The organism is Dactylosporangium sp. NPDC051541 (genome assembly GCF_044454505.1).
Lineage (GTDB): Bacteria > Actinomycetota > Actinomycetes > Mycobacteriales > Micromonosporaceae > Dactylosporangium.
The window spans coordinates 66,690-86,512 of record NZ_JBITDU010000018.1; the positions used below are offsets into that span (position 1 = coordinate 66,690).

The 19,823-nt window shown below is 72.3% G+C and carries 19 protein-coding genes; 8 read left to right on the forward strand and 11 right to left on the reverse strand.

What is annotated here, in order from left to right; all coding sequences use genetic code 11:
- Nucleotides 1-54 precede the first annotated feature (54 nt).
- Nucleotides 55-555, forward strand: a complete 501-nt coding sequence (locus tag ACIA8L_RS46980) for a hypothetical protein (protein ID WP_395915325.1) — start codon at nucleotides 55-57, stop codon at nucleotides 553-555.
- Here ACIA8L_RS46980 and ACIA8L_RS46985 read toward each other — a convergent pair.
- The 8 genes from ACIA8L_RS46985 to ACIA8L_RS47020 all read right to left on the reverse strand — a co-directional run bounded on the left by ACIA8L_RS46985 (nucleotide 526) and on the right by ACIA8L_RS47020 (nucleotide 9,197).
- Nucleotides 526-2,709, reverse strand: a complete 2,184-nt coding sequence (locus ACIA8L_RS46985) for a glycoside hydrolase family 3 N-terminal domain-containing protein (RefSeq protein ID WP_395915327.1) — start codon at nucleotides 2,707-2,709, stop codon at nucleotides 526-528. The genes ACIA8L_RS46980 and ACIA8L_RS46985 overlap by 30 nt on opposite strands.
- 188 nt (nucleotides 2,710-2,897) lie before the next feature.
- Nucleotides 2,898-3,911, reverse strand: a complete 1,014-nt coding sequence (locus ACIA8L_RS46990) for an ATP-binding cassette domain-containing protein (RefSeq protein ID WP_395915329.1) — start codon at nucleotides 3,909-3,911, stop codon at nucleotides 2,898-2,900.
- Nucleotides 3,911-4,843 (reverse strand): cobalt ECF transporter T component CbiQ, encoded by a 933-nt coding sequence (gene cbiQ / locus ACIA8L_RS46995; RefSeq protein ID WP_395915331.1) that lies wholly within the window; start codon nucleotides 4,841-4,843, stop codon nucleotides 3,911-3,913. The genes ACIA8L_RS46990 and cbiQ overlap by 1 nt, the downstream gene beginning before the upstream one ends.
- A complete protein-coding gene (gene cbiM / locus ACIA8L_RS47000; RefSeq protein ID WP_395915332.1) occupies nucleotides 4,840-5,922 on the reverse strand; it encodes a cobalt transporter CbiM in 1,083 nt (360 codons plus the stop codon). The genes cbiQ and cbiM overlap by 4 nt, the downstream gene beginning before the upstream one ends.
- A gap of 328 nt (nucleotides 5,923-6,250) precedes the next feature.
- Nucleotides 6,251-6,514 (reverse strand): superoxide dismutase, encoded by a 264-nt coding sequence (locus tag ACIA8L_RS47005; RefSeq protein ID WP_395915334.1) that lies wholly within the window; start codon nucleotides 6,512-6,514, stop codon nucleotides 6,251-6,253.
- A gap of 4 nt (nucleotides 6,515-6,518) precedes the next feature.
- Nucleotides 6,519-7,130 carry a superoxide dismutase gene (locus tag ACIA8L_RS47010; protein WP_395915336.1) on the reverse strand — a complete coding sequence of 204 codons (612 nt, stop codon included), beginning with the start codon at nucleotides 7,128-7,130 and terminating at the stop codon, nucleotides 6,519-6,521.
- Nucleotides 7,131-7,564: 434 nt separating this feature from the next.
- Complete coding sequence (locus ACIA8L_RS47015) at nucleotides 7,565-8,683, reverse strand: Dyp-type peroxidase (RefSeq protein WP_395915338.1); 1,119 nt, start codon at nucleotides 8,681-8,683, stop codon at nucleotides 7,565-7,567.
- Between the two features lies 1 nt (nucleotide 8,684).
- Nucleotides 8,685-9,197 carry a copper chaperone PCu(A)C gene (locus ACIA8L_RS47020; RefSeq protein ID WP_395915340.1) on the reverse strand — a complete coding sequence of 171 codons (513 nt, stop codon included), beginning with the start codon at nucleotides 9,195-9,197 and terminating at the stop codon, nucleotides 8,685-8,687.
- A 69-nt stretch (nucleotides 9,198-9,266) separates the two neighbouring features.
- On the opposite strand from ACIA8L_RS47020, the gene ACIA8L_RS47025 reads away from it, so the two are divergent.
- Nucleotides 9,267-9,815 carry a copper resistance protein CopC gene (locus ACIA8L_RS47025; protein ID WP_395915341.1) on the forward strand — a complete coding sequence of 183 codons (549 nt, stop codon included), beginning with the start codon at nucleotides 9,267-9,269 and terminating at the stop codon, nucleotides 9,813-9,815.
- Here ACIA8L_RS47025 and ACIA8L_RS47030 read toward each other — a convergent pair.
- Nucleotides 9,742-11,163 carry a PepSY-associated TM helix domain-containing protein gene (locus tag ACIA8L_RS47030; protein WP_395915343.1) on the reverse strand — a complete coding sequence of 474 codons (1,422 nt, stop codon included), beginning with the start codon at nucleotides 11,161-11,163 and terminating at the stop codon, nucleotides 9,742-9,744. The two genes, ACIA8L_RS47025 and ACIA8L_RS47030, sit on opposite strands and share 74 nt — an antisense overlap.
- 45 nt (nucleotides 11,164-11,208) lie before the next feature.
- A complete protein-coding gene (locus ACIA8L_RS47035; RefSeq protein WP_395915345.1) occupies nucleotides 11,209-13,128 on the reverse strand; it encodes a cytochrome c oxidase assembly protein in 1,920 nt (639 codons plus the stop codon).
- A 112-nt stretch (nucleotides 13,129-13,240) separates the two neighbouring features.
- On the opposite strand from ACIA8L_RS47035, the gene ACIA8L_RS47040 reads away from it, so the two are divergent.
- The gene (locus ACIA8L_RS47040) at nucleotides 13,241-13,990 is read left to right on the forward strand and encodes a YcnI family protein (protein ID WP_395915347.1); all 750 of its coding nucleotides are present in this window, start codon (nucleotides 13,241-13,243) and stop codon (nucleotides 13,988-13,990) included.
- On the opposite strand, the gene ACIA8L_RS47045 is transcribed toward ACIA8L_RS47040, so the two are convergent.
- Nucleotides 13,927-14,757: a class I SAM-dependent methyltransferase gene (locus ACIA8L_RS47045; protein ID WP_395915348.1), complete on the reverse strand. Its 831-nt coding sequence runs from the start codon at nucleotides 14,755-14,757 to the stop codon at nucleotides 13,927-13,929. The two genes, ACIA8L_RS47040 and ACIA8L_RS47045, sit on opposite strands and share 64 nt — an antisense overlap.
- A 145-nt stretch (nucleotides 14,758-14,902) precedes the next feature.
- Between ACIA8L_RS47045 and ACIA8L_RS47050 the strand changes: the two genes are divergently transcribed.
- The 5 genes from ACIA8L_RS47050 to ACIA8L_RS47070 all read left to right on the forward strand — a co-directional run bounded on the left by ACIA8L_RS47050 (nucleotide 14,903) and on the right by ACIA8L_RS47070 (nucleotide 19,810).
- The gene (locus ACIA8L_RS47050) at nucleotides 14,903-15,250 is read left to right on the forward strand and encodes a DNA-binding protein (RefSeq protein ID WP_395915350.1); all 348 of its coding nucleotides are present in this window, start codon (nucleotides 14,903-14,905) and stop codon (nucleotides 15,248-15,250) included.
- The gene (locus tag ACIA8L_RS47055) at nucleotides 15,250-16,578 is read left to right on the forward strand and encodes a PEP/pyruvate-binding domain-containing protein (RefSeq protein WP_395915532.1); all 1,329 of its coding nucleotides are present in this window, start codon (nucleotides 15,250-15,252) and stop codon (nucleotides 16,576-16,578) included. Before ACIA8L_RS47050 ends, ACIA8L_RS47055 begins: the two co-directional genes overlap by 1 nt.
- A gap of 219 nt (nucleotides 16,579-16,797) precedes the next feature.
- Nucleotides 16,798-17,355: a transcriptional regulator gene (locus ACIA8L_RS47060; RefSeq protein WP_395915352.1), complete on the forward strand. Its 558-nt coding sequence runs from the start codon at nucleotides 16,798-16,800 to the stop codon at nucleotides 17,353-17,355.
- Between the two features lie 74 nt (nucleotides 17,356-17,429).
- Nucleotides 17,430-18,371: a hypothetical protein gene (locus ACIA8L_RS47065; RefSeq protein WP_395915353.1), complete on the forward strand. Its 942-nt coding sequence runs from the start codon at nucleotides 17,430-17,432 to the stop codon at nucleotides 18,369-18,371.
- Nucleotides 18,368-19,810: a PrsW family intramembrane metalloprotease gene (locus ACIA8L_RS47070; RefSeq protein ID WP_395915355.1), complete on the forward strand. Its 1,443-nt coding sequence runs from the start codon at nucleotides 18,368-18,370 to the stop codon at nucleotides 19,808-19,810. The genes ACIA8L_RS47065 and ACIA8L_RS47070 overlap by 4 nt, the downstream gene beginning before the upstream one ends.
- The last annotated feature ends 13 nt before the right edge of the window (nucleotides 19,811-19,823 follow it).

Sequence of the window (19,823 nt, forward strand, 5' to 3'; positions counted from 1 at the left end):
CCCGCGTCACGGTCGGCCGCCGGTTCATCGCGGGAGCGCCGTAACGTGACAGCAATGGATTCGACGGTACCGATACTGCTGCTCGACCTCGATGGTGTCCTCAACCCGTTCGACGCGCCCACCTGCCCCGACGGCTATCAGGAGAAGGTCTTCTTCGAGGGTGAAGGCCCGGAGCGGTACTGTGTCGCGCACGCCGATTGGATCCGGGAGCTCGCCGCGGCCGGGGAGTTGTGGTGGGCGACCGGCTGGGGCCGGCACGCCAACGAGCGGTACCTGCCGATGCTCGGGCTCGATCCGCTCCCGGTGGTCGAGTTTCCGCCGGTGCCGTTCGAGCCGGAGCTGAAGGTGCCGGCCGTCGCCGCGCTCGTCGGGGATCGGCCGGCGGCGTGGATCGACGACAACCACACGCCCCGGGGCCGGGCGTGGGCGGCGGGCCGGGCCGCGCCGACGCTGCTGGTCGACACCGACCCGGCGATCGGCTGGACGCGGGCCGACGTGGACCGCGTCCTCGAGTGGGTCACCGACCTACGCGACGTCGAACGTGGTCGTCAGTGACGCGTCCGAGCTGCCGCCGACCCAGACGTCGAACGTGGTGGCGTCCAGTACCCAGTCGCGGACGGCGGCGTGCCAGTAGCGCCGCTCCTGCGGCCCGACCGTGAACGTGACCCGCTCGGACGCGCCCGGGGCCAGGACGAGCCGCTGGAAGCCCTTCAGCTCCCGCACCGGCCGCGACGCCGACCCGTGCCGCTGGTGCAGGTACAGCTGGACGACCTCGGGAGCCTCCCGGGAACCGCCATTGGTGACCGTGACGGCGATGCGGACGCTGTCGCCGGCCGGCGAGACCGTCAGGTCGCTGTACTCGAACCGCCCGTAGCTCAGCCCGTGCCCGAAGGGGAACAGGGGCGTGCTCGCCTCGTCCCAGTATCGCCGGTCCTGGTTCTCCGGCTGGTGCGACGTGGTGTGCGAGTAGTGGATCGGGATCTGCCCGACCGTGCGGGGCCAGCTGAACGGCAGCTTCCCGCCCGGCGACGCCGCCCCGAACAGCAGGTCGGCGACCGCGTTGCCGCCCTGGGTCCCCGGATACCAGATCTCGAGGATCGCCGGCACGTGCTCGGCGGGCCAGCGCAGGTCGAGCGGGCGGCCGTTCATGACCAGCAGCACGGTCGGCGTGCCGGTCGCGACGACGGCCTGCAGCAGCTCCAGCTGGCGGCCCGGCAGGTCGAGGGATGACCGTGACGCGGCCTCGCCGATCATGTTCTGCCACTCGCCGAGCACGACGACGGCCACGTCGGCGGCGGCCGCGACGGACACGGCCCGGTCGAACTCGGCCGCCGGGTCGAAGCCCTCCGGGTCCTCCGGGGCGTTGCGGCCGAACATGTCGAAGATCGACGGGAACGCCCGCCGCCCGACGCCGATGCCCCGCGCGTAATCGACCCGCACCCCGTCGCCGACGGCGTTGCGAATCCCGTCGAGGACGGTGACCGTCTCGTCGAGGTCGAAGTCGAACACCCACGGCCCGAGCGTGTCGCGCTGCGAATCGGCGAGGGGCCCGAGCACGGCGATCGAGCCGAGCGCGGCGGCGTCGAGGGGCAGCCGGTCGCCCTCGTTGCGCAGCAGGACCGCACTGCCCCGGGCGGCCGCCCGCGCGGCCTCGCGGTGCTGCGGGTCGGCGAGGATCTCCCGGGCCCGGTCCTCGTCCACGTAGGGGTCCTCGAGCAGCCCCAGCCGCTCCTTCGCCGCGAGGAGCCGCCGGACGCTCGCGTCGACGGCGGCCGCGGCCTCGGGCGCGTCGGGCAGGTGCGCGTAGGCCGGCTCGGCCACCGCCATCTCCAGGTCCACACCGGCGAGCACGGCCCGGGCGGCCGCGTCGGCCGGTGCGGCCGCGAACCCGTGGATCTCCAGGCTCTTGACGGCGTTGGCGTCGCTGACCACGAACCCGTCGAAGCCCCAGGTCTCCCGCAGCACCTTCGTCAGCAGCCAGTGGCTCCCGGACGCGGGGATGCCGTTGAGGTCCATGTAGGCGGTCATGATGTTGCCGGCACCGGCCTCCACCGCGGCCCGGAACGGCGGGAAGTAAGTGTTCCACAGCTCGTATTCGGCGATGTTGGCCTCGTCGTAGTCGCGCCCGCCGAGCGCCGCGCCGTAGCCCGCGAAGTGCTTCGGCCCGGCGATGACCCCGCCGCTCTGAAACCCGCGGACCTGCGCGGCGGCGACGGCGGCGCCCAGGTAGGGGTCCTCGCCGGCGCCCTCGACGATCCGGCCCCAGCGCGGGTCGCGGGCGATGTCGACCATCGGCGCGAACGTCCAGTGGATGCCGACGGCCCGCGCCTCCCGCCCGGCGACGGCCTGGCCGCGTTCGATGGCGTCGAGGTCCCAGGACGCCGCCATCGCGATCGGCACCGGGAAGATGGTGCGCAGGCCGTGGATGACGTCGTAGCCGAACAGCGCCGGCAACCCGTGCGGGTTGCCCTCGACCGTGAGCCGCTGCAGCCGGTTGATCTCGGCCGGGTCGGTGACGAACAGCAACGACCCGACGGCGCCCCGGGCCAGGGCCGCCTCCACCGCGTGCGGCTGCGAGTCGTCGATGCCCGAGGCGGGGTCGGCCAGCTCGACGGCGGGCAGCTTGAAGTAGAAGTATTGGATCAGCTGCCCGGCCTTGTCCGCCGCCGACATTGCGCCGAGGAGTTCCTCGACCCGCTCGCTCGTCATGCCGCCATTCTTCCCATTCCGGGTCCGCAAACACCAGGCATCCGTCATATCCGCCCGTGGTCAGCGCACCCCGGCGACGGCCGCGTCCGGCCCGCCGCGCCACAGCACGCCGGCCTCGGTGTAGCCCGCGGCGGGCAGCGCCTCGAGGTGCCAGGAGACCGGCGGCGGCCCGCCGGACAGGTGCGCGGTCAGGCCGGGGTCTGGTTGCGGGCGGTGCCGTCGGTGGCGTAGCCGGCCGCGGCGACGGCACCGCGGACCGCTTCGGGGCCGAGCGGGGCGGCCGACGTGACGGACGCGCTCGCCGTGGGCAGGTCGACGCTGACCGCGGTGACACCGGGCAGGCCGCGCAGCGCGCGGCCGACCTTCTGGGTGCAGGCGGCGCAGGTCATCCCCTCGACGGCGTAGACGCTGACGACCGCCGGGCGCGGCTCGCGGGCGGCCGCGGGGCCGCGATCGGCGGCGCGGGCGTGGATCAGGTTGGCCGACAGCAGCAGCGCGCGGTCGGACAGCACGTCGGCGGTCGGGGCGTCGGCGACGATGCGGTGCTGCTCGCTGAACACGACGCAGCGGTCGGCCAGGTCCGGCAGCGTATCGAGGTCGTGGGTGGCCAGGACGATCGTCTTGCCGGCCGCCCGGAGCTGCTCGAGCAGCTCGATGAGCCAGAACTGCGTGCGCGGGTCGAGGGCGGCGGTCGGCTCGTCGAAGAGCAGCACCTCCGGGTTCATCACCAGGACGGAGGCGATGGCGACGCGCTTCTTCTGGCCGCCGGAGAGCTGGAACGGGGCCCGGTCGGCGAGCTCGGCGATGTCGAGCATGGCCAGGACGTCGCCGACCCGTTCGGCGGTGGTGGCCTGGTCCAGGCCCAGCTGCAGGCAGCCGAAGGCGATCTCCTCGCGGACGGACGGCGAGAAGACCTGGGCGTCGGAGTTCTGGAAGACGAACCCGACCCGGGATCGGAAGCCCTGGTTGAACTGCTCGTCCTCCAGCTTGTCCTCGGTGACCTGCGCACCGAACGCGGTGAACGTCCCGGCGTCGGCGAACAGCAGCCCGTCGAGCAGCTTGAGCAGGGTGGACTTGCCGCAGCCGTTGGCGCCGAGGAGGGCGACGGTCTCGCCGTGGCCGACGCGCAAACTCACCCCGTCCAGCGCGGGAAACCGGCCGAGATAGCTGTAGTGCAGGTCGGTGCACTCGAAGACGCTCATCAGCGGACCTGGTGGTCGGCGACGAGCAGCGCGACGGCGAAGGCGAGGGCCGCGACGGTCCAGAGCACGTCGGCGCCGCGCAGGCGGAAGCCGGTCAGGGTCCGGGCGTTGCCGGTGTAGCCGCGGGCGGTCATCGCCTGGTGCACCTCCTCGGACAGCTGGTGAGCCTTGCCGAACAGGGTGCCGGCGCCGGCCGCGACGAACTTGCGGCCCTCGGCGACCTGCCGCTTGCCGGTGTCGCCGGTGAGGGTGCGGGCCTTGCGGGCGGTGTACATGTCGTCGACGGCGTCGAGGAGCAGGAAGAGGTACCGGTAGGCCATGCCGATGATGAGCACGAAGATCTTCGGCACGCCGAGTGCCCGCAGCGCCGCGAGGAGCCGGACCCAGGGCGTGGTCAGCGTGAGCAGGACGACGAGGGAGATCGAGGTGGCGACGCGGGCCACGATGATCCCGGCGCCGTGCAGGCCCTGCTCGGTGATGCCCTCAACGTGCCCGTGCCAGTGCCACAGCGGCAGCAGTACCGCTCCGGGCGTGACGACCGACAGCGTCGCCGGCAGCACCACGATCCCGGTGAAGATGGGAATGAACAGCCAGACGCGCTTGATGAAGAAGCCCAGCGACAGCCCCGAGGCCACCGCCAGGGCGACGGTGGCCACGTAGGCGCCCGCCAGCAGCGGCAGCGAGTGCACCAGCGCGACGGCGACGAGCAGGCCGATCATCGTCACGAGCTTCACCCTGGGGTCGAGCCGCTGGAGCAGGCCCTTGGACGCGGCGATGTCCTCGGAGAACATCGCCTGCCGCAGTACCCCCGAAGCGCCTTCCAAGGTTTTTCCGACGAAGCTACCCTTGCGCCGCTTGCCGATGCACCCGCACGGGCACAGGGCCAGCTCCGGCTGCAGCAGCCACTGCGGGGTCTGGGTGGGAGCGGTCATGACCGGGGCGCGGCCGTCGCCACGGGCGGCTCGTCGAGGTCCTGGGCCTCGCGTTCGCCGCCGCGCAGCCGGCCGATGAGCCAGGTGATGCCGAAGACGATGGCGGCGACGACGACGATGCCGATCAGGGCGGACAGGATGTACTGCCACCAGCTGCCGTCGCCGTAGTCGGGCAGCAGCGTGCTGCCCCAGAAGTCGGTGTACTTCGACAGCCCCTCCGGCACCGCGCTCAACCCGTACTTGCCGAGGTCGAGGTCCTCCGGGGCGTCCTCGCCGAACGCGCCGCCGGGGGCGAGCAGGCCGAGCGGGCTGATGACGGCCATGATGCCGAGGGTGACGAGGGCGGCGCGCAGCGGGCTGACCGGCTTGCGCCGCACCTCGGCCTCGGTCAGCGGTACTTCGGGCGCGTTGATCCGCAGCAGCGGCACGTTGGCCCGCTGCAGGTAGGCGACCACGCCGCCGGTGAGCACGCCCTCGACGACCCCGGCGATGATCAGGTGCGCGAACATCATGGCCGGGATGGTCTGCGCGAGGTGGAACGGGGCGTAGAGCGGGGTGCCGTCGTCCTTGTGGAACAGGTCCGGCTGGATGCCGAACTCGATCGCGGCGACCAGGGCGGAGACGTTGAGCCCGACGTAAGCGCCGACGGCACCGGCCCAGACGCGCCGGCCGGACGTGAGTGCGGTGTTGCGGGTCAGTAGCCGGTACACGCCATAGGCCACGAATGGCAGTACCACCGCCATGTTGAAGGCATTGGCGGGGAACGCGAGAATTCCGCCGTCGCCGAAGAACAGCGCCTGGATGAGCAGGGCTATGGACACGGCTATGCACGCGGCCCACGGCCCGAGCAGGATCGCGATCAGGCCGCCGCCGACGGCGTGCGCGGTCGTGCCGTCCGGGATCGGCACGTTGAACATCATGACCACGAAGGAGAACGCGGCGCCCAGGGCGACCAGCGGCACGTAGCGGCTCTTGACGACCTTCTTGACCCGGACCGCGGCCTGCCACCACAGCGGCAGCATCGCCACCCCGAAGACGGCACTGGTCTGAGGACTGAGGTACCCGTCCGGAATGTGCATGATGTCCTCCCCAGCCACCGCGTACCGCCCGTACGGTACTTCCTGGCAGTCTGCGGCTATCGCAAGTTCTTGGCAAGAACAGTACAGATGCATGTGTTGTGATAGAGACGACCGGCGGGCGAACACTGGAGGTCGAGATGCCCCACATCGACGCCGCACCCGTCGACGACCAGCGGATCGAAGACATCCGGGATCCTGGGTCAGCCCGGCGAGGCCCGCTACGGACTGGCCGACCGGCCACACCACCACGCCGTCCGCGCCGCGTGCGGCCGCGTCGCCGAGGTCCCCGACGACGCGATGCGGCCGCTGCGGCGACTGCGCCTGAGGACTACCGCGGCGGCCCGCTCAGCGCCTGTTCGACGAGCAGGTTGAGCTCCTGGACGAGGTCGTCCATGTTCTGTCCGGTCTGCGCGCGGACCAGACCGAGGGCGAGCTCGGCCAGCAGGGCGAAGGCGCGGGCCTGATCAGCGGGGGTGGCGAACGCGGCGAGGAGGGCCTCCGCGCCGTCGAGGTCACCGCGTGCTTTCGCGGCGATGACCCCGGCGGCGCGCTGGACCGCCTCGGCCGTGCGGGCCGGCGACGGTGCGCCCATCCGGCTACGCGGCCGGTGCCGCGACGGCCGCGGCGTAGCGGGCCTGCACGTCGGCCCAGTTGACCAGGTTCCACAGCCGGTCGACGTAGTCCGGGCGGACATTCTTGTACTGCAGGTAGTACGCGTGCTCCCAGGCGTCGAACACCAGCAGCGGCACCGAGCCCTGCCCGACGTTGCCGTGATGGTCGTACACCTGCTCGACCAGCAGCCGCCGGCCGAGCGGCTCCCACGCGAGCACGCCCCAGCCGGAGCCCTGCACACCCTTGGTCGCCGCGGACAGCTGCCCGGCGAACCCCTCGAACGAGCCGAAGTGCTCGGTGATCGCGTCGGCGAGGTCACCGTCGGGCCGATCGCCGCCGTCGGGCGAGAGGTTGTTCCAGAAGATCGAGTGCAGCACGTGCCCGGACAGGTTGAACGCCAGGGTCTTCTCCAGCCCGACCAGCGCGCCGAAGTCACCCTTCTCGCGCAGCTCGGCCAGCTGGTCCAGAGCGTCGTTGCTGCCCTTGACGTAGGCGGCGTGGTGCTTGTCGTGGTGCAGCTCCAGGATCTGCCCGGACATCGCCGGCTCCAGGGCACCGTAGTCGTAGGGCAGGTCGGGCAGCGTGTAGACAGCCATTCGCGGTCCTCTCCGTATTCTGCCACTATTGCAAATGACTGGCAAATACGCGAGAGTGGCATTGGTGGAGCAGGAGACGGCTGCACCGATGCATGCTCGATCGGCGGCCGTGCCGGACGAGTGCAGCGGCGCCCAGCGCGATGGTCCTCAGCTGGGTTGCTGGGCGCCGCCTCAGCAACAACTCTGCTTTCTCCTCGACGAATCCAGCCGGGTGTTGTGACGCACATCCGATCCGCCGATGCCGCCGCGCTGCTCGGGGAGGCGGCGCGGCTCCAGCAGATCTACCGTGAGTGTTTCGCCGGGCCGCCGGCGCGATGCACTGTGGGGCCCGCAAACCCACAAGGTCGCTCCGCCCGTCGCGGGCAACTGCAACCCGAACTGGATGCGCAGCGTGACCGGTGGGATCGTGGCCCGCCCAACTGGTCACGACCCGGTCATCCGAGCAGCCCCTGCCCGATCCAGCCGCCCTCCTGGCAGCCGGGTGGGATGGCGAAGACGGCGGAGCCGATCGGGGTGATCCACTCGTTGAGGAGGTCGGCCTCGTCGAGCTTGCGCTGGATCGGCAGGAACTGGCGCGTGATGTCTTGTTGAAACGAGGCGAAGAGCAAACCGGCTTCGGGGGTACCGTCCCCAGCCGGCGCCTCATCGTAGTTGTACGGCCGGCGGAAGATGCGCTGCCGGTCGTCGGTCACGTGCGCGCGGGCCGCGTGCGCGAACTCGGAGATGACCGGGAAGCCGTTCGCCGTCTTCGCGGTCAGGTCGAGCGGGTCGTGCTCGGCCCGGCCGGTCAGCGGCGCCCCGTCGGACAGCCGGCGCCCGACGGAGAACTCTTTGCCGACGGTGTCGACGGCGTCCCAGGTCTCGAGCTCGGCCCGGATCCGCCGCAGCACCAGCGTCGTGCCGCCGTCGTCGTTCCACACCGCCCCGGCGAACACGTCGGTGCCCGGCTGCGGGTTGGCCGTGCCGTCGACCTGCCCGAGCACGTTGCGCTGCGGGTCGCGGCCGCGGCGGAACCCGCGCTGCACCCAGCGGACGGTGGCGAAGGCGCGGGCGTCCTTGACCAGCATCCGCTGGGCGTGCGCGATGGTGAGCGGGTCGTCGGCGCAGAGTTGCAGCAGCAGGTCCCCGCCGCACCACCGCGGCTGGAGCCGGTCGACGGTGAACGCGGGCAGCGGCTGCACGGGGCTCGCCCGGCCGGCGGCGGTGAACAGGCCCGGCCCGAACCCGAACGTGACGGTCAGCCGGGCCGGGAGCGCGGCCAGCTCGGGCTGCGCGTCGGCGAGCGGGGCGATGCCCTGGGTGAGCCGGGCGGCGTCGTCGGTGAGCAGCCGCATCAGCCGCCCGAGCGCCGCCCGGTCGGTGCCGGCCTTCAGGTCCAGCGCAAGGAACGTGGCGTTGGTCGGCGCCGGTGTCTCGATTCCGGCCTGACGCGGACCGTGAAACGGTATGATCGAGGCGATGGAGTCCACAGTGGACTCGCGGGCCGTGCAGCCCGTGGTCGCCGCGCCGGCCAGGGTCAGGGCGCCGCCGGCGAGGAGGGTGCGCCGGAGCATGTCAGCCCATGCCCGGCTGGTAGGACTCGTTGCCGCCGGCGAAGTCCTTGCCCAGCGCGGTGAACGGCACCGTGCTGCCGTCCTTCAGGGTCAGGGTGACGGTGACCTGGTCGCCGGGCTTCACGGGGGTCTTGACGTCCATGAGCATGAAGTGGTCGCCGCCGGGCTTGAACTCGTGGCTGCCCTTGGCCGGGATGGTGAAGCCGCCGTCCTTGGGCTTCATCGCCATCTTCCCGTCGACCATCGTGGTCTCGTGCAGCTCCATCATCGGCGACGCGGTCGAGGTGGCCGACACCACCACGATGTCCTTGTCGCCGGTGTTCAGCAGCGTGCCGTAGGCCGCTGACATCCCGGAGTCCGCGGTCTTCACCCACGGGTCCTTCACCGTGAGCGCCGCCGCCGGAGACGACGAGGGCGCCGGGGCGGACGGTGCCGCCGGCGTGGCCGGATCGGCACTACATCCGGCGAGCGCGAGGAGCAGGACTACGCCGGAAACGCGCAGGGTGAACCGCATCGAGCAGCCTCCGTACAGTGTGGACAGTCACCGGGATAGTCGCCGCCGGATGGCCTAAAGTTCCCCGGTATGCGACTGCGTTCGACCATCCGCGGCATCCTCGCCGCCGCCGTGCTGACGATCCTGATTCCGGCGGCACCGGCCTGGGCCCACTCCCGGCTGCTGCAGAGCGACCCGGCCGACGGGGCGACGGTGGGCACGCCACTGACCGCCGTGTCGCTCACCTTCAACGACGGCGTCAAACAACAGTTCAGCACCGTCGTGGTGACCGGCTCCGACGGCAAGTCCTATGTGGACGGCGCACCGCGGGTCGTCGACAAGACGCTGAGCCAGCCGGTACGGCCGCTGCCGGCGGGCGTGGTGAAGGTGGCCTGGCGCACGGTGTCCGCCGACGGCCACCCGATCGAGGGTCAGTTCGCCTTCACCAACAACACACCCGGAGCGCCCTCCCCCACGACTGCACCGTCCGTCGCCGAGAAGCCGGCCGTCGGCGACGATCAGGGTCCGGACCGGTGGCCCTGGATCGTCACCGGCGGCTTCCTCGTCATCGTGCTCGCGACCGGAGCCTGGCTGTGGCACCGGCGGCGAAATCGAACAGCAGGAACGCCAGGAGCGTGACCCCGAACGCGGGCAGCGCCCAGCCGACCGCCGCGGTCACCACCACACCTACGACCAGCAACGGCAGCCGGACCCGGCGCGCGGTCCCCCGCGCGGGCGGCGGCCCGACCACGGCCCGCCGGTCGGCCCGGGTCGGCCGCCGCTGCCACCACATCCGGTAGCCCCAGACGATGACGCACAGCAGCCCGATCGCCAGCGCCGCGAGCAGCAGCTGGTTCGCGAGCCCGAACAGGTATCCCATGTGCGCCTGAATCCCGAGCGCGCTGAGCTTCGCCAGGAACGGCCAGTCGGCGTAGTCGGTCCGGTGCGCCACCGTCCCCGCCACCGGGTCCACGGCGATCTTGTCGAAGTGGACCGGCCACACGTTGTCGTTCTCGATCACCGACCAGGCCGCGCCGGCCTCGGCCGGCGGGTAGATCTCCATCGGCGCCGTGAGCCCGTTGGCCAGCGCGACCCGCAGCACGGCATCGACCTGCGCCGGGTCACCCGCGGCGGCGGCCGGGGCCTCGCCGTGGTGCGCGCTCGCGGTCGGGGCCGCGCCGCCGGTCAGCGACTTGTCCAGGTCGGGCCGGCGCGCGTCGAGGGAGTCCAGGGCCGCGGTGAAGTTGTCGCCCGCGTAGGTGGACCAGGTCAGCCCGGTCGCGGACAGGAACAGCAGGCCCACGACGAGCCAGATGCCGGTCGCGCCGTGGAGGCTGCGGGTCCGCCGCACCCCCTTGGCCGCCTTGAGGTCGTAGGTCAGCATGCGCTCGAGGCGGTTGCGGCGCTGCCGGCTCCACCACAGGACCAGACCGCCGAGCGCGAGGACCCACAGCCAGCTCGCGGCCGTCTCCGAGTAGAGGGTGCCGAACTCGCCGAGGTGCAGGTTCATGTGGAACTGGTCGAGCCAGGTCTGCAGCGGCGTCTCCCCGAACCAGGTGGTCAGCTGGCCGCGGATCTCGCCGGTGTAGGGGTCCACGTAGACGGTGTGCTGCTGTTCGCCGAGCGCCGGCACGCTGAACACGACCCGGGTGGTGGCGTCGGGCGCCGCCGCCGGAACGACCGTGGCGAGGGTACCGTCCGGATGCGCCGCGATCGCCGCCGCGACCTGCTCCGACAGCGGCTTCGGCAGGCCGGGCCCGGCCGCGGCGGCGTGGAACTCCTTGTCGTAGACCAGCCGGTCGAGCTGCGGGCTGAACGCGAACAGCAGCCCGGTGACGGCCGCGATGACGAGCAGCGGCGCGACGAGGATGCCGGCGTAGAAGTGCAGCCGGGTCAGCAGGGGGACGATCGACCACGAGCGGCCCGTGGCGGCGGGCCGGACCGGCGACTCTTCGGCCGGTGGCGAGACATCGGTGGCGATGGACATACGACGGTAGTCGTCGGCACCGCACGGGAAGTTCCGTCTGACCTTTCAGTGGCGCTCGGCGGTTGCCAATGCGCGGGCGCGCTCGGCCGCCTCCGCGCGGTCCGCGGCCCGGTCGAGGCGGCGCTGCTCGCGCTCGTCGGCCTTGATCCAGCGCACGACCAGCAGCATCAGGACGGCGACGGCCGGGATCTCCCCGAAGCCCCAGGCCAGCCCGGCCCCGACCCGCTGGTCGGCGAGCAGGCCACCGGCCCAGAGCGGATGCACGGAGGTGTACCAGTCCGCCGCGATCACCGTCCGGGACTGCATGAGGGCGACGCCGAGGAACGCGTGGAACGCCATCCCGGCGAAGTGCACGAGGACCAGGACCGGGGCCGGGACGGGCCGGCGGCCGGGGTCGACGCCGATCAGGACCCAGAAGAACAGGTATCCGGACAGCACGAAGTGCACGAGCATCACCAGATGGCCGATGTGGTAACGCATGAGCACACCGAGCAGATCGCTGAAGTACAGCCCGTAGAGGCTCACCACGTAGATCGCGAGCGCGACGAGCGGATGGGTCAGCAGCCGCAGCGCCCGGCTGTGCACGAGCAGCAGCAGCCACTCCCGGGCACCGCGGACCCGCGGGTCGGCGGGCGGCCGCAGCGTGCGCAGGGCCAGGGTGACCGGCGCGCCCCTGACCAGCAGGATCGGCACGAGCATGGCCAGGACCAGGTGCTGGGCCATGTGCGCGGAGAACAGGACGTAGGCGTAGCGCGCGAACCCCGACACCGTGAACGCGGCCAGGAGCGCCACGCCGCCGAGCCAGCTCGCGGTGCGCGCCGACGGCCACCGGTGCCCGGCCCTGTACAGCCGCCACACGCCGGCCCCGTAGCCGAGGGCACCGACCGCGACGACGGCGAGGAAGAACCCGTCCAGCAGCGGCGGCCAGAACACCCGCGCGGCCGAAATCGTTGCCGGCGCCGGGAATCCGAGCAGGTCGGTGATCGGATCGGTCTCGAAGTCGCCGGTCGGTGCCGGCGTCCGCGACAGTGCCACCGCCAAGCCAAGGGTCGCGCCGAACAGCACGAGCTCGCCGAGCAGCAGCCGGCGGATCGCGGTCGGGGGCGTCCGGCGCCGGTGTACCGCCCCGAATCCGCCGGCCGCCAGCAGCGCCGCGACCTTGCCCAGGACCAGCAGCCCGTATCGCGAGTGCCACACCTGGTCGAGCGCGCCCAGCCGCACCGCCGCGTTCGCGACCCCGCTGACCGCGACGGCGATCCAGCAGCCCAGCGCCAGCCGGCTGTAGCCGCGCACGGCCACGGCGAGGTCCCGGTCCTTGCGCAGCACCAGGAGCGCGGCCAGGCCGCCGACCCACAGCGCGGCGGCGGGGATGTGCACGGCCAGGCTGGTGACGGCGAGCTGATGGTTGCCGGCCCCGGCCGCGTGCCCGGTCAGCGCCGGTGGCACGAGCGCCGCCCCGGCCAGCAGCGCGACCACGCCGGCCCCGGTCCGGGTCAGCACCAGCCGGGCCGCGACGGCGACCGCGAGGGCCAGGACGGCCTGGGCGAGCGCGGACTGGCCCTGCGACACGGACCAGGCGAGGCTGCGCACCCCGGCGAACGTGAGGGCCGACAGCGGCCGCCCGAGCAGGTCCGAGAGCGTCAGCGGCAGCAGGGCGAGGGACACGAGCGCCCAGCCGCCGGCCCACCACGCCGCCGCCCGCAGCAGCCGGTAGGCGGCCGGGCCGACGAGCTGGCCCGCACCATGGCGCCCGGTGTCGCCGGTGCCGGGCAGCAGGAACGCGGCCGTCACGGCGAACCCGACGCAGACGACACCGCAGGCGTCGGCGGCCGCGCGGGTCAGCGGCAGGCCCCACGTGGTGACCGCGCCGGCGTCGGGCAGTCCTACGATCGCCCGTCCGGTGATGCCGCCGCCCCAGCGCAGCGCGCACGCCAGTGTGAGGGCGAGCGCTGACAGTAACCCCAAAATGCTTAAAAGGCGCTTAATGCTCATAACCGCACAAATGCTCTAGCCTGACCATCACTGTGTTGGTCGGCGCGACCGGCGCAGAAGTTCCCGTCGACGAGAAGGAACCGCCATGCGCCTGCGTCTGGGCACGATCCTCATCGCGGCCGCGGCCGGGGCGTTCGCCTTCCCGGTGGCCGCCTCCGCGCACGTGACCGTCAACCCCGGCACCGCCACCCAGGGCGGCTACACGAAGGTCACGTTCCGCGTCCCCAACGAGCGCGACGGCGCCTCGACGACGAAGGTCGAGGTGGCGATCCCGACGGACAAGCCGATCGCGTCGGTCGCACTGCGTCCGGTGCCGGGATGGACGGCCGTCACCGACTCGACGAAGCTCGCCACCCCGGTCAAGACCGACGACGGCGAGCTCACCGAGGCCATCTCGAAGATCACGTGGACCGCCGGTCCGGGCGCGGAGATCAAACCGCACCAGTTCCAGGAGTTCGACGTCTCGCTCGGCCCGCTGCCCGACACCGACCAGCTCGTCTTCAAGGCGCTGCAGACCTACTCCAACGGCGAGGTCGTGCGCTGGATCGACGAGCCGGCGGCCGACCACCCGGCCCCGGTCCTGAAGCTGACGAAGGCCGGCACCACGACGGCCCGGACCACGTCGACCGGCACCGCCGCGCAGGACGCGAATGCCGTTATGAACAACGGCAAAGCAGGCGTCGATGGTACTGCCCTGACGCTCGGCATCGCCGGCCTCGTGCTCGGCTTCGCCGGTCTCGTGGCCGGTCTGCTCGCCTATCGCCGAGCGGGTCAGCGCACCCCGGCGACGGCCGCGTCGGGCCCGCCGCGCCAAAGCACCCCGGCCTCGCTGTAGCCGGCGGCGCGCAGCGCGTCCACGTGCCACGCGAGGGAGGGCGTGAACTCGGCCGCGTGCCCGGTCGGGTAGATCTCGTGCCGCCGGGCGACCAGCGGCGCGAGCTCCTCGATCGTGGCCAGGTGCTCCCACCACCGCGCCCACGACAGCGCCGCCCCGGCCGCATACCGGGCATTGCGCACCGTCTCTTCCGCCGCCAGCAACTGCTTCGTCAACGTCGGCAGCCCGTCGTCGGGAATGTGGTCGACGTTGACGAAGATCCCGCCGGGTCGCAGCAGTTGCCGGATCTCGCCGTAGAGCCCGCTGACCCGCTCGCCCGGCAGCCAGTGCAGGGCCGTGGCGGTGAGCACGGCGTCATACTCGCGCCGCGGCAGCGCGTCGACCCACCCGGCCGCGCTCAGGTCGGCGGCGACGACGGCAACCCGCCCGGTGCGGCCCGGTTCGGCGTCGCTCGGCCCGGCGTGACTCGGCTCGGCGTGGCTCGGCTCGGCGAACGTCGCTTCGGCGATGGCCAGCAGCGCCGGGTCGAGGTCGAGGACTGTCGCTTCCACGGCCGGGAATCGCCGTAGCGCCCGCAGCGTGATGGATCCGGTGCCGCCGGCCAGGTCCAGGAGCCGGACGGGCCCGGGTCCGGCGGTCGCGGCGACGGCGTCGAGCATGGCGCCGAACCGCTCTTCCCGATCCGGCATGTACCCCTCCTGCTGCCGGTCCCAGCTCTCCTGCAATGCCGCGACATCTACAGCAGCCAATCGCCCCAGTCCGCTCATGTAAGTCATCATGCCGGAGTGGCACCTTACCGGCAAGGACCGGCTCCGGCACCGGGCCGCTCCGGTGATCAGCAATCGCCGCGCACGTGAACAGGCGCATCAACAGGTTGTTGACAAACAAGTTGTTGATGGTCACGCTGGTGCGGTGGATGAGCGGACCGCACAAGCAAGGCTGACCGAGCGCGGCGGCGACGACCTCCCCCGCCTGCCGTGGCTCGCTCCGGGCCAGCCACACAACGCGGTGACACTGATCCGCCAGGCCCTGTGGCGGGCCAACACCGACCGCGACGCTCTGGAACTGCCCGACGACCTCCTGGCCGCGCTCACCCTCCTGGCCGCCGCCCGGGCCGAGCTCGACCAACTGGAGGCCGGCCTGCTGTTCGTAGCGCGGGCCGAGGGCCTGACCTGGAACCAGATCGCCGAGCCGCTGGGCCTGCGCACCGCCCAGGCCGCTCAGCAGCGTCACGAGCGCGTCCTGGGCCGGCTCGGGTGATGAGGGTCGTTCCACTGGCCGACGCCGGTCCCGAGTGCGGCAACAAGGCACACGCCCTAGCCGTCCTGATCCGCGCCGGCCTGCCCGTGCCTGACGGCTTCGTGGTGCTGGGCCCCATAGACGCCGCGACCCTAGCCCCGCACCTGGCCCGTCTGAACTCCCACGACCCCGACCCGCATCCCCCGAACGACGCCGACCCGCGTTCCCCCAACGATCTCGATTCGCGTTCCCCGAACGATCTCGGCCAGCCCGCCGCCGAGCAGCCCGACCGGGAGCTCACGCCGGATCGCGCCCAGCGCCGCGCCCACGACCTCGGTGGGCACCACGCGCGGGATCGCGATGGGCACCACGCTCGTGACCTCGATGGGCGCCACGCCCAGGATCTCGAGCGGCGACCGGTGGCCGTGCGCTCGTCAGGGTTGGCCGAGGACTCCGCAACCGCCTCGTTCGCCGGGCAGCTGAACACCGTGCTCGGGGCGCGGGGTCTCGAGGAGGTCCTGGCCGCCATCGAACTGTGTTCGACATTGACCGACCGCGTGCGGAGCTACGGCAACCATCCCGAAGCCGTGCCGGTCATCGTGCAGAACTTAGTTCGCGCGGACACGGCCGGCGTGCTGTTCACCCTCGACCCACGCAACGGGGCCGACGCGGTGGTCATCAACGCAGCGCCAGGCCTCGGCGAAGGCGTTGTCTCAGGCTCCGTCGTACCTGCCGAAATCATCGTCCGCAGACTCAACGTCAACATTGACCGCGCCGACGTTGACGGCGACCACGTTGACAATATTGCGGGGCAATCAACGTACTTGACGAAAATCAACGTGCGGCGGCTTGTTGCGTTGGGGCGGCGGTGTGTGGAGATCTTCGGGGCGCCGCAGGATGTTGAGTGGGCGATCGAAGGTGACACGCTCTGGGTCCTGCAGTCGCGACCGATCACTGCCGTCGGCGCACCGGACGGAGGCCGGCCGCGGTCCTCGCCGCTCGGTGAGTCGGGACGGCGGCGGGAACCGCTCGCGATCGGGGTTCCGTGCAGTCCGGGGGTGGCTCGGGGGGTCGTGCGGGTCATCCGGTCGGTTGACGAGTTCGGGCGGTTGCAGCGCGGCGACGTGCTCGTGTGCCGGACCACCGACCCGGCCTGGACGCCGTTGTTCCGCGTGGCCGCGGCCGTCGTCACCGAGACCGGCGGCGTGCTCAGCCATGCGGCGATCGTCGCCCGGGAGTACGGCATCCCCGCCGTCGCCGGGGTCGCGTCCGCCCTGACCGTGCTGCCCGACGGGGCCGACGTCGTAGTCGACGGGGGCGCCGGTGCCATTCTCGCGGAAGATCCGTGAGAGCCGAGTGATGTCGACTTCGGCGGGAGCTGAGTGGTGTCGATTCCGGTGAGAGTTGCGTGGTGTCGACTTCGGTGAGAGTTGCGTGACGCCGATTCCGGTGAGAGTTGCGTGGTGTCGGCTTCGGTGGGAGTTGAGTGGTGTCGATTCCGGTGGGAGTTGCGTGATGTCGACTTCGGTGGGAGGTGCTTGATGTCCGAGTCTGGCGGGAGGGTGGCGATGTCCGAGCTGCTGGTGCTGCATGCGGTGCGGCTCAAAGGGTTCGCCGACGTCGAAGTCATCGCCGGTCGGTTCGGGCTGGATCGGGCGGAGACCGGGGAGCAGCTCCTCGATGCCGAGGCGTACGGGCTGGTCAGCCGGTCCGAGTTCGCCGGGCTCGCCGGGTGGTCGCTCACCGAACGTGGCCGCGCCCGCAACGAGGCGCTGCTGTCGGAGGAGCTGGATCGCGCCGGCGCTCGCAGTACCGTCGCCGCCGTCCATGACCGCTTCCTCCCGCTCAACGCGGAGGCGTCCCGCGCGTTCACCGCCTGGCAGCTGGAGACCGATCGGAGCACGGACACCTTCCTCCGGCTCGCCGGCGAGCTGCGCGCCCTCGAAGGGGAGCTGGCACCGCGCCTGGACCGGTTCGGCGGCTATCACGCGCGGTTCGACGCGGCGCTGCGCAACGCGGCCCGGGACCCGGCCTGGATTACCGGCATCAATGTGGATTCGTGCCACAAAGTGTGGTTCGAACTGCACGAGGACCTCATCGCAACGCTCGGCATCACGCGCGCCTGAGCCCGGTCGCGGGCCCCCGGCCATTGACGGTTGCCGGTATGTTGGCGGGCGGGCGCCGGAGGCATGGGGGTTGGATGGTCGCGCAGGTGATGCGGTGGGCCGGGATGATCGGCTCGGTTGTGTGCGGCTATGTCCTGGTCCGGCTGCAGGGCGCCGACTGGATCGGTGGTTCGGCCGTGACCTGGGGCGAGCCCGAGGCGATGCTCCTGCACACGGACCAGCTCCCGGCGGACGCCGGCGGCTTCGTGCGTTTCTTCATGGTCTCGGCGCTGCCGTGGGGTCCCCTGATCGCCGTGACCGCGGTCACGGCCGGTCTGCGCGGGCCCTCGTCACGGCTCTACGCGGCGCTGCTGCCCGTGGTCGCGGGGGCGGCGCTGGCCGGCGCGGCGAGTGACAACGTCGGCCGGCGGCTGCTCAACGTCGGCGACGCCCGCGACGTGGCCGTCCTGCACCAGACCACGACCGTCGTGACGGTGGTGTTCGCCTATCTGGGCCTGGCCGCGATCCTGCTGCTGTGCCGGCTGCACGTCGTCTACTCGGCGATGCTGGTCGTGCTCTACGCCGCCGTCGCCGGGTTCTCCGTCGCCGGGGCGGCGGCCCTGTCGCGGGCGCTGGGCACCGGCGGCCCGGTGCACCCCACCGCAGCGCCGCGCACCTTCGCCATCGTGTCCGTGTTGGCGGTGGTCTGTGCGCTCGTCGCCACGGTCGGCACGGCGCTGCTGCCGAGGCTTCCGCGCCGGCGGCCGGTGCTGGTGGTGCGGGCGGCCACCGGGGCCGGGCGGGCGGTGCGCGACCTCGGGCAGAGCATCGCGATGGGGCTGGCACCGCGCCGCGACGTGCCCGGCTACGAGCCGTGGCCACAGCTGCGGGTCCTGCTGGCGGCCGGCCTGGCGGGGGCGCTGATGTGCGGCGGGGCACTGGTGCTGGGCTTCGGTGTCGACCCTCCGCCGGTCGCCGTGCCGGGGACGCCGGCCGGGCCCGGCGGGTCGCCGCAGCCGAGCCGGAGCACCCGGTGAGCCCGGTGAGCGCGGCGGCGGTGCAGCGGCCCGCGCCGGGGCTGGACCGGCAACGGCAACCGATCGGACCACGCGAGGTCGCCGACCGGGCGTGGGTGCGGGTGCTGCGGATCGCGCTGGTGATGGGTGGCGGGTTCACGGCCGCCGTCGTGTTGTTCTTCGCCGCGCCGGGGCCGGGGCCGTTCCTCGTGGAGGTCCCGTTCGTCCTGCGGCTGATGATCGTGGCGGTGTCGGTGGCCTGGCTCGGGCTGTTGCTGGTCCGGCGGGTGCACGGGGAGCAGTACCCGGGCCGGGTGCTGACCCGCGGGTGGTCCGTCGCGGGCACCGTCGCGCTGCTGGCGCCGTTGCTGATCCAGCCGGTGATCAACCTCGGGTCGCATCCGCTGCTGCTGGCCGCGTGCGTGCCGACCACCGCGTTCGGCCTGTGGACGATGTTCGCGGTGCAGCGGCACCGGCGGCTGCCCGGCCGGCTCTACCTGGCCGTGTTCGGCTGGGGCGCGCTCGTCGCGGCCGGGCTCTCCGGGGCCCTCAACGAGCTGTTCGTGCACTACGCCGCGGCGTATCTCGATCTTTTCACGGACAACCCCTTGCAGGCGGCGGTCGCGGTACGGCCGCTGCGGGGGATGCACGCCGGGATCGTCGAGGAGCTCGCCAAGGGAGCCGGGGTCGCCGTCGCCTGCCTGCTGGCCCGGCGCCGGATCGACGGCGTCGTCTCCGGTGCGGTGCTCGGCGCGGCCGCCGGGCTGGGGTTCAACTTCACGGAGACGGTCGTCTACATGAGCGGGGCCGACGGCGGGGCGGGCGCGCAGTACTGGGCCCGCCAGATCCTGGGCCTGCTCGCCGCGCACACCACCTTCTCCGCCGTGCTCGGTGCCGCCATCGGCGCCGCGTCCCAGCAGGGCGACCAGCGTGTCCGCCGTACCGCCATCGTCTGCGGTGTCCTGGCCGCGGCCGGCGCCCACGCGCTCTACAACACGTGGACCATCGTGCAGGGCCGGCTGCTGCCCGACGTCAGCGACGCGGTGCAGCTGCTCGTCGTCCTGCCGGCTTCGATGCTCGTGCTGCAGGGGCCGCTCATCGTGCTGCAGAGCCTGCTGCTGCGCCACGGGCTACGCACCCAGGCCGCCGGCCTGGCCGCCGAGCTGCGCGCCGAGACCGCCGACCCGGCGGCCGCGATCACCCCACCGGAGGTACCCATCCTGCTCGACCCCCGCCGCCGGCGGGCGCTGCACGTCGCCGCCTTCCGCCGCGGAGGCCTCCCGGCGCTGCGCAACCTGCGCCGGCTCCACGCCGCCGAGCTGGACCTGGCCGCCGGCCGCTGGCACCGCTCCCGCGGCGAGCCGCCCGGCGACGAGCCAGAGGACCTGGCGGTGCGGCGTGGCCGCGTGCGGGAGCTCAAGCGGCGCCACGCCGCCCTGATGACCGGAGGACGCCGATGACCTGGCGCGACAC